The following is a 13,407-nucleotide window of genomic DNA, read 5'->3' as shown; positions in this document are numbered from 1 at the left end:
AACTCCGCCAGTAGCAACGCTCGCACCTATTGCCATACCCTGCAGGCATAGACTGCCCGCACTGGGTGCAGGGGTGCGTCCCATAAATAACGCACTTCCGGCATAACATCTGACCGCTGGATGCCAACTGCAGCTTCCGATGGCGTTTACAGGCCTGGCATGTCCCATGGTCTGTAGTGAAGCACTTGGAACACATCCGCCAATCATGTCCTTGAGCTGTTGATCTGGATAGCCTGGACGAAAGAGCGCCGCACACCTCGCAAGGCTCTGGCTTTCTGAAATAAGGGCTGCATGCGTTACAGACTGGGCCATAGGGCGTGATTTTCCCTATTGAGTAGTCCGTCTTCTCACAACGAGCACAAGGCCGGTCATACTCACACTTGCGGCACACTGCAACGGCATCAGTCCGCAAAATAGGCGCGCTGCACCCACAACGAGTGCAGACCCGGGGTCTGAATTCACGCTTGTAGCAGCGCGGGCAGTAGCGCCGATTTCGATAGAAACGATGTGCTTTAACCATCTGCCGCCCACATTCATCACAAATGTAGCGGTAGGTAGTCATCAAGGCACTCTGGCTAACTTACGCTGCAAGCGCGCATACATACGCATAACTGTTTGTCGCGACCGTGGTCGGCGCACTTCGTTAGCCTGAGCGGCCTTCGTCCGAGGAGTAGAACCATCGGGCAATGACGCCACCATCTCTGCAATCGTTCGGGGCAACGGCCGGGATATCCCGAAAAATGTGGCGCGAGTAAGTGAAGCTTGAGTAGCAGCTTCCCTGAAGCGTTCAGACCCTGCGTTGAGCATTTGCCAAGCCCCCGACAACAAGGGAGTCCGCTCCTGGACGGGTATGAGCTCAAACGCCAAGCCAGTGGACGGAGACACTACGGCGCTCGGAGCTACCCCCAAGGTCTTTATAAACGCCTGAAGACCTCCAGCTTGTCCCTGTGCAACCCGGCGTATAACCAAAAGAAAATACCGCGCAAGTCGGAACCACTCGTGGCTGGTGATCTTTACCTGGTCGTAATACCCATAGCCATCCTGGATCACCCGATCAGCCGCTTCTTGAAACGCGACTGCTGCTTCTGAGAACGCAATTAAGTTCGCATCCCTCAGATCCCGCCCACAGTGCGCACATATCGCCAAATGCTTATCCTCCGCCTGCAGTCGGTGGGGTTCCACGGGGAGCTTACAGCTCCAGCAGCGATCATATAATTGTCCACCATGCGCAGAGCAGCCCACATGCCAAGCGAGCCGCCATTCCAGGCGGTAATAAGGCACTTGACCGATAGCGAGGCAGGATGGGCAATACTGCAGCCCACCCAAGCGAACTCTGTTCTTGCTGCCCAGTGTGAGCACCCAGGGCCAGACAGCGCGACTATCGAGCGAGTCTGCCGAGATAGATTCGACCGTACCCCGGAGGCTCGCCGCATCCAATATCACGGCTGGGATACCTGATGCGCTTTCCAAAGCCGTAAGTCGCTCCGCACTGACCCCACGATCAAGATCTCTTATCCACGCTCTCCAACGGGGCCAAACGTCACCCGTCAACACCAGTGGATCACAACCTTGAGTCAGAGCGGCCCTTGCTAACCAGGACGAGAACAGCTCGCTCGGTTGTAGCGGCACAGGAACGGCCCAGCCGGGTTTCATGTCATTACTTCTCTGATGCCACGAGTCGGCCTGACCCAACTTTTACTTTCAATAATCGCCTTATTAATATGCTCCGAACCACTGGTTATCGCTTCTCGGGCGCACTCGATCAGGAGCCGATGAAGGTTACCGATATTCCCCTCAGAAATAGCATGCAGCAGCATTGCCAGTTCCGGCTGGTGGAGGCGTGAAGGGGCTTTCAGCGGGAGTACCTTCTCAAATCCAGCTAGTAGTCTTTGGAAGTCTTGATTCAGCTCCCACGCTGGTAAGCTGATTACGTCAAAACGGCTCGCATGTTGAGGGTCAGTGTGGAGAACACGAACAGCTTCACGCGTACCCACGCCTACGATAGGAATGGCCAGCTCATTACAAAGCAGTTTGATCGCATTCATCACCTCCCGTTGCTTTACGCCGGAACCAGTGAGTAACGAATGAAACTCATCAATAATCAGCATCTTCACATGACAGGCGCGGAAAAGATGAATCACCTGGTATCGCAGCTTGGATACGGGGTCACTGGCTCGATAGGGAGTGAAGAAGCGCTCCAGAATGGAAATAAGGAGCCCTTTCTCATCGGCGGTGGGCGGTGCTTCAGCGAGAATAATTGGCTTTACTGGGTCAGATTCTTCGTTAACGTAACCTTGTCCGCATAACTCAACGAAGCGTCGGATGATCGTTGTCTTGCCGTTGTTCGAATCGCCGACGAGAAGCAGGTTGGGCATGCGTGGTCGTACCGGCTTGCTCAGCAGGCCTTGCAGAGTGTCCACTATCTGAAGCGCTGTGTGGTAACCAATCCAGCGGGGCTCATCGAGAAACTCCAATCGCTCCTGATTGGACAGCAGCAAAATGTGTTGGAAGTCTGGATGGACGTGATCGTAAGCGCTCATGCGATATCTCCGAAGCCATCAATATCTCCATCGACTAGCTCAGTAAAGGCAGTCAGCTCGGCAACCGGCTTTTTGTCGGGCTTCGCTGGCAAAGGCGCTGCTGGTGAAACCTTCTTCTCATGCTCTTTCCGACGCTGCGCTTGCCGACGCGCCCTTTTGGTGCGCTCCTGCGCTTCATCAACATGCGCTCTCAGCTCAGTGATAGCCCGAAGAATCTCGTGCTCATTGACGCTTTTAGCTCCTTCACGCTTCAGCTTATCTTTGGCCTGCTGGTACTCCCATATGCTCATTGACGGAAGCCCTTGGTCCGCAAAGGGAATTTTGAAGTATTGATTGAGCGTAGGGTCAAAAAACCAGATAACACTGATATCCCTGGGGTCGCGGCGGAACACGAGTTCCAACTTCTTCCCCGTCTCTGAGTCTTTGGCATTGATCCACGGGCGCAAGGCCTCCGCGTAGTAACTCATTCCATCAATAGTGACGCCGAAAGTTTGTACAGTCCGCCGAAATGACGGAAGGAAGTCGAGCAAGGTGGTAAGCCGATCAGCTGTTCGAGGAGGAACACCTACGCCAGGCTCCTCACCATTTCCAAAGATCCCGATCTCCCACTTTTTAGACGGCGCCATGCCTAGCGACGAGTGAAGTCGCTGGTGATAAACCTTGCAAATGAACGTGACTAACCAAGCTTCAAACTCCGATTTGGTCATTACCGCATGCCTCTCGGAATCATAACCCTCACGATCTTTTATGGAGGAAAAGGTGGTGCCAGGCAGGTTGTGAATCTCTTTCAGGAGGGTACCCAGCACTCGCTCGATATGCCCACCGTAGCGCGGCTGCCTGACAGGCCGGAACTCCAGATTGATACCGTATGCCAAGCAGGATTGCTGGAAATTATTCGAGCGAAAATCAGCGCCGTTATCAACATGAATAGTTCTTGGCATACCCCATACTGGCCATGACGCATCCACCTTGTGCAGCAGGAGCCACTCGTCTTTGGGCAACATCGAGTGAGCAACACACATCGCTACAGAGGTTTCAGAGGGGGGATCAAAAGACAAGTAATAGCCGGTTATCATCCGAGTATTCAGGCACATCGCAAGCGTAACCCAAGGTCTACCGATCGGCTTTCGATAGACATCATCTACAAGGATAATATCTACCGGAGTATGGTCGATCTGGACGACAGCGAGCGGATAGTCCGCATTGGGGAAACGTCCAGGCGCTGGAAGAAAGCGGTTTTTAGCCTTTTCCTTAAACCCCCGGCCACGTAAGTGGTCTCGCTCCGCGATTTTCTTGATCCTGGCACGGATAGTCATGTGGCTCGGTGCTGTCATCCCTCGCTCAGCGCATATCCGCTGGACCTCAATGATTGCCTTCTTGGCAGTAGGGCGCTGAGGTGTGAGATAGAATTCGCGTATGACCTTCTCTATGACAGCTTCAACATCAGCAGAAATACGACTATTCCCTGCCTTCCAGCCGCGTTTATGAGGGATGAGCGCTATAACCGAACCATAAGCGTTATAGCGCTTTAACCAGCGGTAAAGCGTAGCAGGGTCAATATTCAGCTCATTCGCACGGTGTTCTGCTTGCTCACGGCCAATCTGATGCTGACCAAGCAGCGGTTTAATGGCTGCATAACGCTGCTGAGCTATTTTCCAATCCTCATCAGCTATTTCATCCAGATCCTGAGTCATTGCAGGCAAGTCTGGTGCTCCAGCAACGGGGCGTAGGTCACCGACTCTCAACACAGCACTGCGCCCTGTTTCTACCGCCACCCCTACAAGCGAGTCGAAGTCTAGAATCTGCGAGATCTTGTAAACCGTATTTCCATTCTGCACCAAGGAGCCTATATCAACCTTGACCTGCATGCGGTTCGGCTCAAAGGCCTCGTTCGGCATTTTGATGTCGTCGTCTTCAGTCATAATCAGGAATCCATAGCTCGGAGAACTCGTTGAGGGGGCGGCTCATGTCGCAATCCAATTGGCGGGTGGCCAACAGATGCCAGATGTGTGAAACACCTTCTGCCCGGTACATCCCCATGAAATGCCGAGCCAGCAGGTAGTCTGGTGTGCTTGCCCCCATGTCGCGAACGCTTGTCAACACTGCACTGGTTTCCTCCATCGGGAACGACATCCGCTTATAGCGCTCCAAAAACCTGATGTTGTTGAAGACCTGGTCCCGAATGCGCGACTCATCATGGATGTGGAACGTCCAGCCTTGATGCTTGGCATGACTCCAAGCCGCCTTCCACTTCGGCAACCATTTGCGCCAGTGTTTACGCCACTCCTGCTCAGGCTTAACCTCTATCAACATAGGCTTAGGGTAATTCTCGTAATGTCTGTTACCAAGACGATAATAGACAAGAAAATCAGGGGTGTAGGTGTACGACTGGCCGTTGATGCCAGTAAAAGGAATAGCCGTTGGCTGAGGCACCACGTCCAGCACATCAATACAAAATTCGGTACGAATCAGGAAGTCACGCTCTAACGTGGATTCGTATGCAACGGATGACTCCCCACGAAAAGCGTAAACGCCAGACACACTTCTGCGGGTAGGATTGATCTTACGAACCTGCTTAACCCGAGCTTCATTGCAGTTATTCATATACATTTTGGTCCTCGTTGCGCTTATTCCTATGATTTCCATTGCATATATTTATTTAAAACAGCGCTAACCTACTGATTCATAGTCGTCATAATCGCATCTATTGGCTTATCTTACAGTTGCCTGTTTGACGGTGAGTTTTTCCAGTCCCCAGTCATCCAGGATCAGTAGCTGTTGTTTCGCTATCGTTGCTAGCTGCTTGGTGTAACTGCCATCAGCGTGGCCGATGTGTAAGTGCTCGTTTAATCGTGGTAATCGCCAGTAACCAACACGTATTCCCTGGCGACACGCTTGTTCACCAAGCGCACAAGCTACATAGGTTTTACCGCCACCTGTGGCTCCGGTAACAATGATATTCTGATGATGACTAAGATATCCGCCATTTAATAAATCGGCCATTCTTGGCTTTTGTAATCCGCGGCCATTGTCGTATGACAGTTCTTCCGGTGTTGCATTTAACCTGAGTCGTGCCTGTTTACGAAGTCGGTTGATGCGGTTTGTCCGTCTTTGGTTCATTTCATGGTCAACCAGCAGGGACAACCGTTCCTCGAAGGCTAATTCACAGTAGGTGTTGGGTTGAGCGCGTTGCTGTTTTAACATATCCGCAATCCCTGTCATGCGCAGTTGCTGTAATTGTTGGATGAGTAGATCGTTCATTTGAGTTCCTTATTTGTAATATTTAGGGCCGCGGATGTTGTGATGAGTGAGATTGGGCGTTTCAACGTCATCCACTTTCGGGGCATTATCAAGGTGGGTGTGCAACAGCGATTTCACGCTGGCTCGACAGGGATTACCTATATCAATAGCCCGGCGACAGGCTTGTTCCAGGCGACTTTCGCCGTATTTCTTTGCAAGGTTAAGTAGCCCAAGGCAGGCCCGATAACCTTGCTCTGGATGTGGTTTGCTTTGCAGAATGGCGTCGGTGACTTCAAGTGTGGAAGGGCCGATCTGCTTTGCCCAGTTCTTGAGTCTTCCGGGTGACCATTTCTGATGCTGATGATTGGCAGGCATATGCTCATCAACACAGGTAAAGCCACCTTTTCGGTCACTACGCATGTGTTGTGCAATGCACTCGCGTTGGTAGTAAATCCGAATAAGCCGCTTAGAAGCCTGTATTTCAACTGACTTGCCGACAAAGAGGTGAGGAACTGAGTAGAAATGGTCTTTGTACAAGACATGGTAATCAATACCGACTCTGGCAATATGGATTTCAGTGTATTCCCATGGTGTTGTGGGTAACGGGGCCAGCTCTGGTTTATCCAGCGATTCAAACAAGGTTTGTCGGTTTCCCGGTAATCGCTGGAATGGTTTCTGATTCAGTTCATGCAGTAACGCCCGAATAGCAACATTAAGGCCTGATAAGGTATGGAAGACCTGATGCCGCAATTTTGCCATTATCCATCGTTCCACAATGAGTACGGCATTTTCTGCTTTCGCTTTATCTTTTGGCTTCAGAGGTCTTGCAGGCATCACGGCGCAGCCATAATGATTCGCTAATGACTGGTAAGCTGTATTCAACTGAGGTTCAAATCGACAGGCTCTGGTGACCGCTGACTTGAGATTGTCCGGTACCAGCAATTGCGGCACGCCGCCGAAGAAGGCAAACATAGCCACATGCGCCTCCAGCCAGCTTTCGAGCTTCTGGTTTTCTGTGGCAATCGCAAAGGTGTAGTTTGACGCGCCCAGTACCGCAACAAAGACCTGGGCATTACGCACTTCTCCGGTGCCGGGATTTACAATCGGTAATGTCGGCCCACAGAAGTCGATAAATAGCTTCTCGCCTGCTTTATGCGTAAATCGCATCGAGCGCTTTTGCTGGGATTTCCATTCACGATAATTGTCGCAAAACTGGCTGTAGCTATAGCAAGCATCAGGGTAATTAGCCTGATATTCCTCCCAGAGCAGCAGTTTAGTTACACCTTTACGCCGCAGTTCAATATCCATCAGGCCATAATCAGGTTTAATACGGCCCGCTTTCCTGTCAGGATAAAGTGACTGATGTAGCCATTGATCGGAGGCATGCTCAGGTAACGGCCAGCCACAATCCAGGGTTCTGAATTTACCGAGAATATCAGATATAGTGGCAGCCCCCACATTCAGTCTCCTGGCGATGTCCCGGTTACTGAGGTTTTCATCAAGCTTAAGATAGAGAACCGCTTTAACGCGTTCTATGTCAGTAGGTTTTGACATACTTGTTTCCTCTTTAAAATTAAAAGAAGTTAACAAGCATAAAAGACTGATCGGGTGGTGAAGAAAAAGTCTGTGATCGAATGACCGGAATAGAGTTGATCGGGCTAGCCAGAATCAGCGATCGAGAACATCAGAATACGCAGGCGAAAGATCTGATCACCAAATGCCATGAATGTTCCCTAACTCTTTGACTTTATTTTACTATTCGTGGGGATAGCTCAGTCTTTGATTGTCATGCTGGTGCTAGGGAAACTGCGAATAAGTCCTGCAATTTAGTTCTTGAACCAGCCTTTGCATTCGCCGCCTAATTTTTGAACGCTAAATTCTCAATTTAGGCCAATATACTACCTTTTTAGGCCTGATTTCGGCCTTATTCCGGGTTATTCCCGGATTTCAGACAGATCTTGGCTGTCGCCTTAACATCTGGTCTACTTTAAACAGGTTCGCTAAGGTGAATAACATGGCTAACTGTGAGTCATTTTTCATCAGCCCTTTATAACGTGCTTTGATAAAGCCAAACTGACATTTGATGATCCGAAACGGATGCTCCACTTTTGCTCTGATGCTGGCTTTTAAGTATTCGATGTTAATGGCCGTTTTGTTTTTGCGAGGATGCTTTTTCAGTGCCCGGACTTTTCCGGGGCGTTCAGCAATCAGCCATTCCACATTCGTATCTTGCAACTCTTCCCGCATCGAAGCGCCCTGATAACCGGCATCGCCGGAAACGAATTCTTCTTCGCCATGCAACAGGTTCTTCAACTGGTTCAGGTCATGCTCGTTGGCGGCGGTGGTCACCAGCGTATGGGTGAGGCCACTCTTGGCATCCACACCAATATGGGCTTTCATACCGAAGTGCCATTCATTGCCTTTCTTGGTCTGATGCATCTCCGGGTCACGTTCATTCTTTTTGTTTTTAGTGGAGCTGGGTGCTTCAATAATCGTGGCATCCACCAGTGTACCCTGCGTCATCATCACACCGCAGTCAGACAGCCATTGGTTGACCGTTTTGAATAATTTGCGAGTCAGCTTGTGCTTTTCCAGCAAGTGCCGAAAGTTCATAATGGTAGTGCGGTCTGGAATGGCTTTATCCAATGACAGTTGCACAAACTGACGCATCGAGGCAATTTCATATAACGCATCTTCCATTGCCTCATCACCAAGGCTATACCATTGCTGCATACAGTGAATGCGAAACATGGTCTCAAGCGCATACGGACGTCTGCCATTGCCTGCTTTAGGATAAAAGGGTTCAATTACTTCCAGCAGTTGAGTCCACGGCAACAAGTTGTCCATCCGGGATAGGAAAATCTCTTTACGGGTCTGACGGCGCTTGCTGGAAAACTCACTATCGGCAAAAGTTAACTGTTGGCTCATGGGCGGTAATGGCTGTGATTTACTATGCAGCTATGATCTCACATCGGGGACTTATTCGCATCTTCCCTGGCTCCTGATTTAGTGAAACATCTCAAAAATAAAGAAGTTTTAGAGTCAAGCAACGAACAGATTACAACACTAAGTCCATTTTTACCTGAAAATTACGATTTTAATGAAAGTGATTATACAATTGTGCTAATTAGACTGGATAACTATGACGCTTGCAAACCATGTAAGAAGCATGAAGATATGCTACTCAAAATCCATGAGAAACTAGCTCATAAAAATATCAACGCAGTTCAAATTATTATGGTTCCAAGTAAAAATTCAACAACAATTATGGTTCCTTCGGAAGATTTGGATGGTTTATTTAATTAGAGTAGAAAATGACGATGAAATCAAAAAAGTACATAAGTGAAGTTATACTTTATGGTGTTATCGCTGCTATTGCTATTGCTATTGCAACAGCGTGGTTTACACACAGAAATGAAGATGTTTCTACAATTGTGCAAAGAGGCAATTTTGAAAAGTATGGAGTTACAGACGAACACAAAGTCATCTTATATGGTGCGGATTACTGTCCAGCATGCCAAGAATTGAAATCAGTTTTACAAAAGTATGGTGTGAAATATAAATATCTCGAACTTAAAACACAGCCAAGGTCATTCGAAGCACTAAGAGAAGACAACATAAATCAAATACCTGTGTTAATAATTGAAAATATGATGATTGTTGGTTTTAGTGCATCTTTAACTCAAGAAGCTTTACACGAGAAAAACCTCATATTTACAGGTGGATAAAAAGCGAGCAATGAAACTCAAACACATTGGTGTATCGCCCACCAACAACGAAGTGGAACGTTCGTTGTGAAGCTATGTACTGTTGTGAAAAGGCAGCGCCTCCTGACCACCGACGCAACCTGCCAAAAACAGAACTGGTCCTCTGAAATACTCATGCCCGATCGAAAGCATACGTCATACGTACTCCCTCAGCTTTACTGGTTTTACTGCTCAGGGCTGGCTTTTGAAAATGTGTTACCAACTGCATACAGATCGCTTTGCCCCAATTGGTCTCGCGAACGCTAAGTAATTGATAATACTTTACATAATAGTTGGCACAATGCTTGTAGTAACTACTGGTTATCTGAAAAAAGCAATCATAATAATTAATGTCATCCTGAGGGGAGAATTTCATGCAGTCAGGCATTTCCAGGTTTACGCAAATTGGCGACTGGATCTTCGAAGTCAAAATGGTCAGAGCTCTGCGAGTCGAAAATTACGGTGAGCCCTATGATGCAGTGGCAACACTGACCGCTAACGGGGAAAGCATGTATATCGATACACAGCTAACCCGCCAGCACAATGAGTTGAGTCGGGAAGACTGTATGGCCTTTTACGAATTTGCCAAACAGCTGGAAATGAAACAGCTGCAATACGACAAATTACGTAATGGTGAACGCCATTCACGCAACGTAGAAATCGTTGAAAACCAGCGCCCACGGGCAGTGGTTCAGTTGGTTAACGGCAATCGCTTTCGCTAAGAAAGCGATTGTACCGGTTTGTCCGGCCGTTGCAGACTCAGGCGAATAATAATAAAGGCCAGCGTGAAGAACACCAGAAAGCCGGCGCCAATGGGGAACAGGTCTACCGTGAGGTAAGAATCTACAGTGGTGGCCACCAGCACAGCAATAATACTCGATAGTGAGCCAATAATGGCTGCGCCCAGCCCTGCCATATCGCCTAACGGGTGCATCGCCATGGCATTGAGATTACCAAACAACAAACCCACAAAGAAAAAGCCGATAAACAAAGAGCCAATGGTAACCACCAGCGGCGGCAGACCATTAAACAGCTCAATAATCCCCAGAAAAGTTATGGCAAAGACTACCGAACCAATTAATGCCACCTGAGTCACCCGGTACATGCCAAGTCGCATAACAATTTTGCTATTAATAAACGACGCCAGGCCGATCGAGAAGGCCAGGGTAGCGAAGATATAGGAGAACATTTCGCCCACGCCATAGAAGCCCTGAAAGATAGTTTGCGAAGCGCTTAAATAGGCCAGAAAGCCTCCAAACACACAGCCCATGGCAAGCGTCGGGCCAATCACTGGCTTATGGGTAAGTATAAACCGCGATGAGCGGAAAAACTGCGCCCATGAAAACGGTTTGCGACGACTGGCGGGCAAGGTTTCAGGTTGCCGGATCCAGAACCAGGCGCCGGTGAACACCGCCACCAGCAGAAACAGCGTAAAAATATGCAACCAAGAGGCAATATTCAGCACCCACTGACCCACCATTGGCGCGAGCATTGGAACCAAAATAAACACCATCATAATAAACGACATAACCCGCGCCATCGCCTCGCCGGCAAACTGGTCCCGGATCACGGCGGTAGAAGCTATGCGCGGTCCTGATACCCCAAAGGCCTGGATCACGCGGCCTATCAGCATAGTTTGCATATCACTGGCCAGCATACACACCACAGTGCCAACGGCAAATATACCCAGCCCCAGCATAATCGCCTCACGACGACCACGGGTATCACAGTAGGGACCAAAGAATAGCTGGCCTATTGCCATGCCGCCAAAAAACAACGACACGATTAAGTGGCTCTCGTGGATATCCTTCGCACCCATCGCCGAGCCGATAGCATCCAGCGCGGGCAGCATGGCATCAATACTCAGCGCCACCAACGACGTCATTAACGCCATCAGAGCAATAAACTCCGGCAAGCCGAGAGCGGGTTTCACATGAGTACTTTTTTGCGTCATAACAAAAGGATATTCCGGTTAAAGGGTATTACAGGCCGGACAAGCCAGCCTCAGAGAAGAAAACGAATTCAGCGGGTGATTATACCGGAAGATTGAGACAACTGCGCTCAGATAAGGGTGAATTAACAGTAAAATGCCGTAGAAAATTTAGCCGGGTCGCTGGCAAGGGCAGTAAAGCGCCTGAGGTTTTATTGATTAGCACACCGGATAGCGCAAAAACGGCTATCCGGCATAACGCCATCATCTGGGAGAAGATAAACCGGAATCGACGAGAGAAAAAGTCTGATTAGCAGTCTTTATCTTCCAGGTCCATTTTCTCTTTTGCGTCTTCGCAGGCATCTTCGAGTGCATTACCTGCATCGTCAGCCATTTCTTCAGCCTTGTCGGCGGTATCTTCTGCCATGTCTTTCGCTTTATCAGCAGCTTCAGAGGCGGCATCCTTAGCTTCGTCCATTGCCTGGCTGGCAGCATTTTTAAAGTCACTTAAAGAGTCTTCAGCCTGTTCTTTCTTTTCTTCGCTACAAGCGGTTAATACCAGCGAAAATAAGCCAATAAAAACCAGAGTCAGAATATGTTTAGTTTTTTTCATGTTGTACGCCCTTTTTTTAATGATGTCTGAACAATAATGCTTTAACGACTTTGCTTAAAAATACCACATAAATTCCGGCAATCATGATGAATTTACCCAAGCGATTCATCAGGCGCGATGCGCCCTGAAATTTGATAACCGTTGCCAGTAGGGTGAGTCCCAGTAAGATGACAATCATCATTAGCCATTCCTTTTTAAATACTGCACCGCTTCAGCGGCTTTACAACATGGTATAGCGAATACCTTGCCAGCTTTTAAATAGTCATACTTAACAATAACTTAGCATTAAAAATGTAAGAATGGAGATGGTTCCCCTGGTAAAAGTGTCTGCTCAGGCAGACACTTTTACACGGTTATCAGGGTCTGAAGATTCAGGCTTTTTGTTGGTCGGGGTGCAGAGATTTACCCAGAATATGGTTGTCCCGGTCGATAACGGTTGAGGCCCTGCCGACTATCAGCGGATCCGGCGCTTTGGCAATACGGCGGTCTTTATTCGGATATGGCATGCTGTGCAGGAAATACTGCATACAATTGAGCCTCGCGCGCTTTTTATCGTCCGACTTGATCACCATCCAGGGCGCGTCATTGGTATCGGTGTAAAAAAACATGGCTTCTTTCGCTTCGGTGTAGTCATCCCATTTCGCTTGTGCAAGTTTATCAATCGGACTTAATTTCCATTGCTTGAGCGGGTCGGTTTCTCGTTTCTGGAAGCGGCGGGTTTGTTCTTCCTGGGTGACCGAAAACCAGAACTTGAATACCCGAATGCCGCTGTTTACCAGCATGCGCTCCAGCTCAGGTGTCTGACGCATAAACTCAAGGTACTCATTGGGCTCACAAAAGCCCATTACCCGCTCTACGCCGGCGCGGTTGTACCAGGAGCGATCGAATAAAACTATTTCGCCTGCGGTAGGTAAATGCTTAATGTAGCGCTGAAAATACCATTGCCCTTTTTCTTCTTCCGACGGTTTCTCCAGCGCCACCACTCTGGCACCACGAGGATTCAGGTGTTCCATAAAGCGCTTGATGGTACCACCTTTACCTGCCGCATCGCGCCCTTCAAACAACATGACCACCCGCTCGCCGCTCTCTTTAACCCATTTCTGGACCTTGAGTAACTCTACTTGCAGCTGATGCTTATGCTGTTCGTAGAACTGACGCGTTACTTTGCGCTTGTAAGGATATTCGCCGGAACGGAAAGACTCAGCAATATACTGCTCGTCGTGGCGCATTTCAGACAGTGAATGCGGATGCTCGTGGGCATCTTCAGGGGTAGGTACAGCGGTAAGTTTTTGGCTATCGGTCACGTTCAATTCTCCTTCGTTACGGAGTTATTGTACG

Annotated in this window: 14 protein-coding genes; 3 read left to right on the top strand and 11 right to left on the bottom strand. The window is 49.0% G+C overall.

The genetic code is table 11. The annotated features are described in order from the left end of the window. Positions 1 to 561: 561 nt before the first annotated feature. From AC566Q_RS25260 to AC566Q_RS25230, 7 genes are all read right to left on the bottom strand, one after another. Positions 562 to 1,653 (bottom strand): TniQ family protein, encoded by a 1,092-nt coding sequence (locus AC566Q_RS25260; RefSeq protein WP_499612338.1) that lies wholly within the window; start codon positions 1,651 to 1,653, stop codon positions 562 to 564. After that, the gene (locus AC566Q_RS25255) at positions 1,650 to 2,540 is read right to left on the bottom strand and encodes a TniB family NTP-binding protein (RefSeq protein WP_499612336.1); all 891 of its coding nucleotides are present in this window, start codon (positions 2,538 to 2,540) and stop codon (positions 1,650 to 1,652) included. Before AC566Q_RS25255 ends, AC566Q_RS25260 begins: the two co-directional genes overlap by 4 nt. Next, on the bottom strand, positions 2,537 to 4,462 hold the full coding sequence (locus AC566Q_RS25250; protein WP_499612334.1) for a transposase: 1,926 nt from the start codon (positions 4,460 to 4,462) through the stop codon (positions 2,537 to 2,539). The genes AC566Q_RS25255 and AC566Q_RS25250 overlap by 4 nt, the downstream gene beginning before the upstream one ends. Then, the gene (locus AC566Q_RS25245) at positions 4,455 to 5,150 is read right to left on the bottom strand and encodes a heteromeric transposase endonuclease subunit TnsA (RefSeq protein WP_499612332.1); all 696 of its coding nucleotides are present in this window, start codon (positions 5,148 to 5,150) and stop codon (positions 4,455 to 4,457) included. Before AC566Q_RS25245 ends, AC566Q_RS25250 begins: the two co-directional genes overlap by 8 nt. Positions 5,151 to 5,252: 102 nt before the next feature. Next, the gene (locus AC566Q_RS25240; protein ID WP_499612331.1) at positions 5,253 to 5,801 is read right to left on the bottom strand and encodes an ATP-binding protein; all 549 of its coding nucleotides are present in this window, start codon (positions 5,799 to 5,801) and stop codon (positions 5,253 to 5,255) included. 9 nt (positions 5,802 to 5,810) lie between these two features. Then, positions 5,811 to 7,334: an IS21 family transposase gene (istA, locus tag AC566Q_RS25235; protein WP_071979583.1), complete on the bottom strand. Its 1,524-nt coding sequence runs from the start codon at positions 7,332 to 7,334 to the stop codon at positions 5,811 to 5,813. A gap of 393 nt (positions 7,335 to 7,727) precedes the next feature. Further along, a complete protein-coding gene (locus AC566Q_RS25230) occupies positions 7,728 to 8,708 on the bottom strand; it encodes an IS5 family transposase (RefSeq protein WP_499612329.1) in 981 nt (326 codons plus the stop codon). 81 nt (positions 8,709 to 8,789) lie between these two features. Between AC566Q_RS25230 and AC566Q_RS25225 the strand changes: the two genes are divergently transcribed. The 3 genes from AC566Q_RS25225 to AC566Q_RS25215 all read left to right on the top strand — a co-directional run bounded on the left by AC566Q_RS25225 (position 8,790) and on the right by AC566Q_RS25215 (position 10,248). Continuing rightward, positions 8,790 to 9,086 (top strand): hypothetical protein, encoded by a 297-nt coding sequence (locus AC566Q_RS25225; protein ID WP_499612327.1) that lies wholly within the window; start codon positions 8,790 to 8,792, stop codon positions 9,084 to 9,086. 14 nt (positions 9,087 to 9,100) lie between these two features. After that, the gene (locus tag AC566Q_RS25220) at positions 9,101 to 9,508 is read left to right on the top strand and encodes a glutaredoxin family protein (RefSeq protein WP_499612325.1); all 408 of its coding nucleotides are present in this window, start codon (positions 9,101 to 9,103) and stop codon (positions 9,506 to 9,508) included. A 392-nt stretch (positions 9,509 to 9,900) separates the two neighbouring features. After that, on the top strand, positions 9,901 to 10,248 hold the full coding sequence (locus tag AC566Q_RS25215) for a hypothetical protein (RefSeq protein WP_105934993.1): 348 nt from the start codon (positions 9,901 to 9,903) through the stop codon (positions 10,246 to 10,248). On the opposite strand, the gene AC566Q_RS25210 is transcribed toward AC566Q_RS25215, so the two are convergent. The 4 genes from AC566Q_RS25210 to ppk2 form a co-directional block, all read right to left on the bottom strand. Further along, positions 10,245 to 11,480 (bottom strand): multidrug effflux MFS transporter, encoded by a 1,236-nt coding sequence (locus tag AC566Q_RS25210; RefSeq protein WP_499612323.1) that lies wholly within the window; start codon positions 11,478 to 11,480, stop codon positions 10,245 to 10,247. The genes AC566Q_RS25215 and AC566Q_RS25210 overlap by 4 nt on opposite strands. Before the next feature lie 286 nt (positions 11,481 to 11,766). Further along, the gene (locus AC566Q_RS25205; protein WP_499612322.1) at positions 11,767 to 12,069 is read right to left on the bottom strand and encodes a hypothetical protein; all 303 of its coding nucleotides are present in this window, start codon (positions 12,067 to 12,069) and stop codon (positions 11,767 to 11,769) included. Positions 12,070 to 12,085: 16 nt separating this feature from the next. Next, positions 12,086 to 12,250 (bottom strand): hypothetical protein, encoded by a 165-nt coding sequence (locus tag AC566Q_RS25200; protein WP_499612321.1) that lies wholly within the window; start codon positions 12,248 to 12,250, stop codon positions 12,086 to 12,088. Positions 12,251 to 12,440: 190 nt separating this feature from the next. Next, on the bottom strand, positions 12,441 to 13,373 hold the full coding sequence (gene ppk2 / locus AC566Q_RS25195; RefSeq protein WP_499612319.1) for a polyphosphate kinase 2: 933 nt from the start codon (positions 13,371 to 13,373) through the stop codon (positions 12,441 to 12,443). Positions 13,374 to 13,407: the final 34 nt, after the last annotated feature.

The sequence above is a fragment of the Alteromonas sp. H02 genome (genome assembly GCF_059682525.1).
This window is presented reverse-complemented; position numbering and strand designations above follow the sequence as displayed.

Bases quoted from the DNA above. Each gene is read 5' to 3' on its own strand.
- AC566Q_RS25260 (WP_499612338.1), bottom strand. From the start codon at position 1,653: ATGAAACCCGGCTGGGCCGTTCCTGTGCCGCTACAACCGAGCGAGCTG.
- AC566Q_RS25255 (WP_499612336.1), bottom strand. From the start codon at position 2,540: ATGAGCGCTTACGATCACGTCCATCCAGACTTCCAACACATTTTGCTG.
- AC566Q_RS25250 (WP_499612334.1), bottom strand. From the start codon at position 4,462: ATGACTGAAGACGACGACATCAAAATGCCGAACGAGGCCTTTGAGCCG.
- AC566Q_RS25245 (WP_499612332.1), bottom strand. From the start codon at position 5,150: ATGTATATGAATAACTGCAATGAAGCTCGGGTTAAGCAGGTTCGTAAG.
- AC566Q_RS25240 (WP_499612331.1), bottom strand. From the start codon at position 5,801: ATGAACGATCTACTCATCCAACAATTACAGCAACTGCGCATGACAGGG.
- istA (WP_071979583.1), bottom strand. From the start codon at position 7,334: ATGTCAAAACCTACTGACATAGAACGCGTTAAAGCGGTTCTCTATCTT.
- AC566Q_RS25230 (WP_499612329.1), bottom strand. From the start codon at position 8,708: ATGAGCCAACAGTTAACTTTTGCCGATAGTGAGTTTTCCAGCAAGCGC.
- AC566Q_RS25220 (WP_499612325.1), top strand. From the start codon at position 9,101: ATGAAATCAAAAAAGTACATAAGTGAAGTTATACTTTATGGTGTTATC.
- AC566Q_RS25215 (WP_105934993.1), top strand. From the start codon at position 9,901: ATGCAGTCAGGCATTTCCAGGTTTACGCAAATTGGCGACTGGATCTTC.
- AC566Q_RS25210 (WP_499612323.1), bottom strand. From the start codon at position 11,480: ATGACGCAAAAAAGTACTCATGTGAAACCCGCTCTCGGCTTGCCGGAG.
- AC566Q_RS25205 (WP_499612322.1), bottom strand. From the start codon at position 12,069: ATGAAAAAAACTAAACATATTCTGACTCTGGTTTTTATTGGCTTATTT.
- AC566Q_RS25200 (WP_499612321.1), bottom strand. From the start codon at position 12,250: ATGATGATTGTCATCTTACTGGGACTCACCCTACTGGCAACGGTTATC.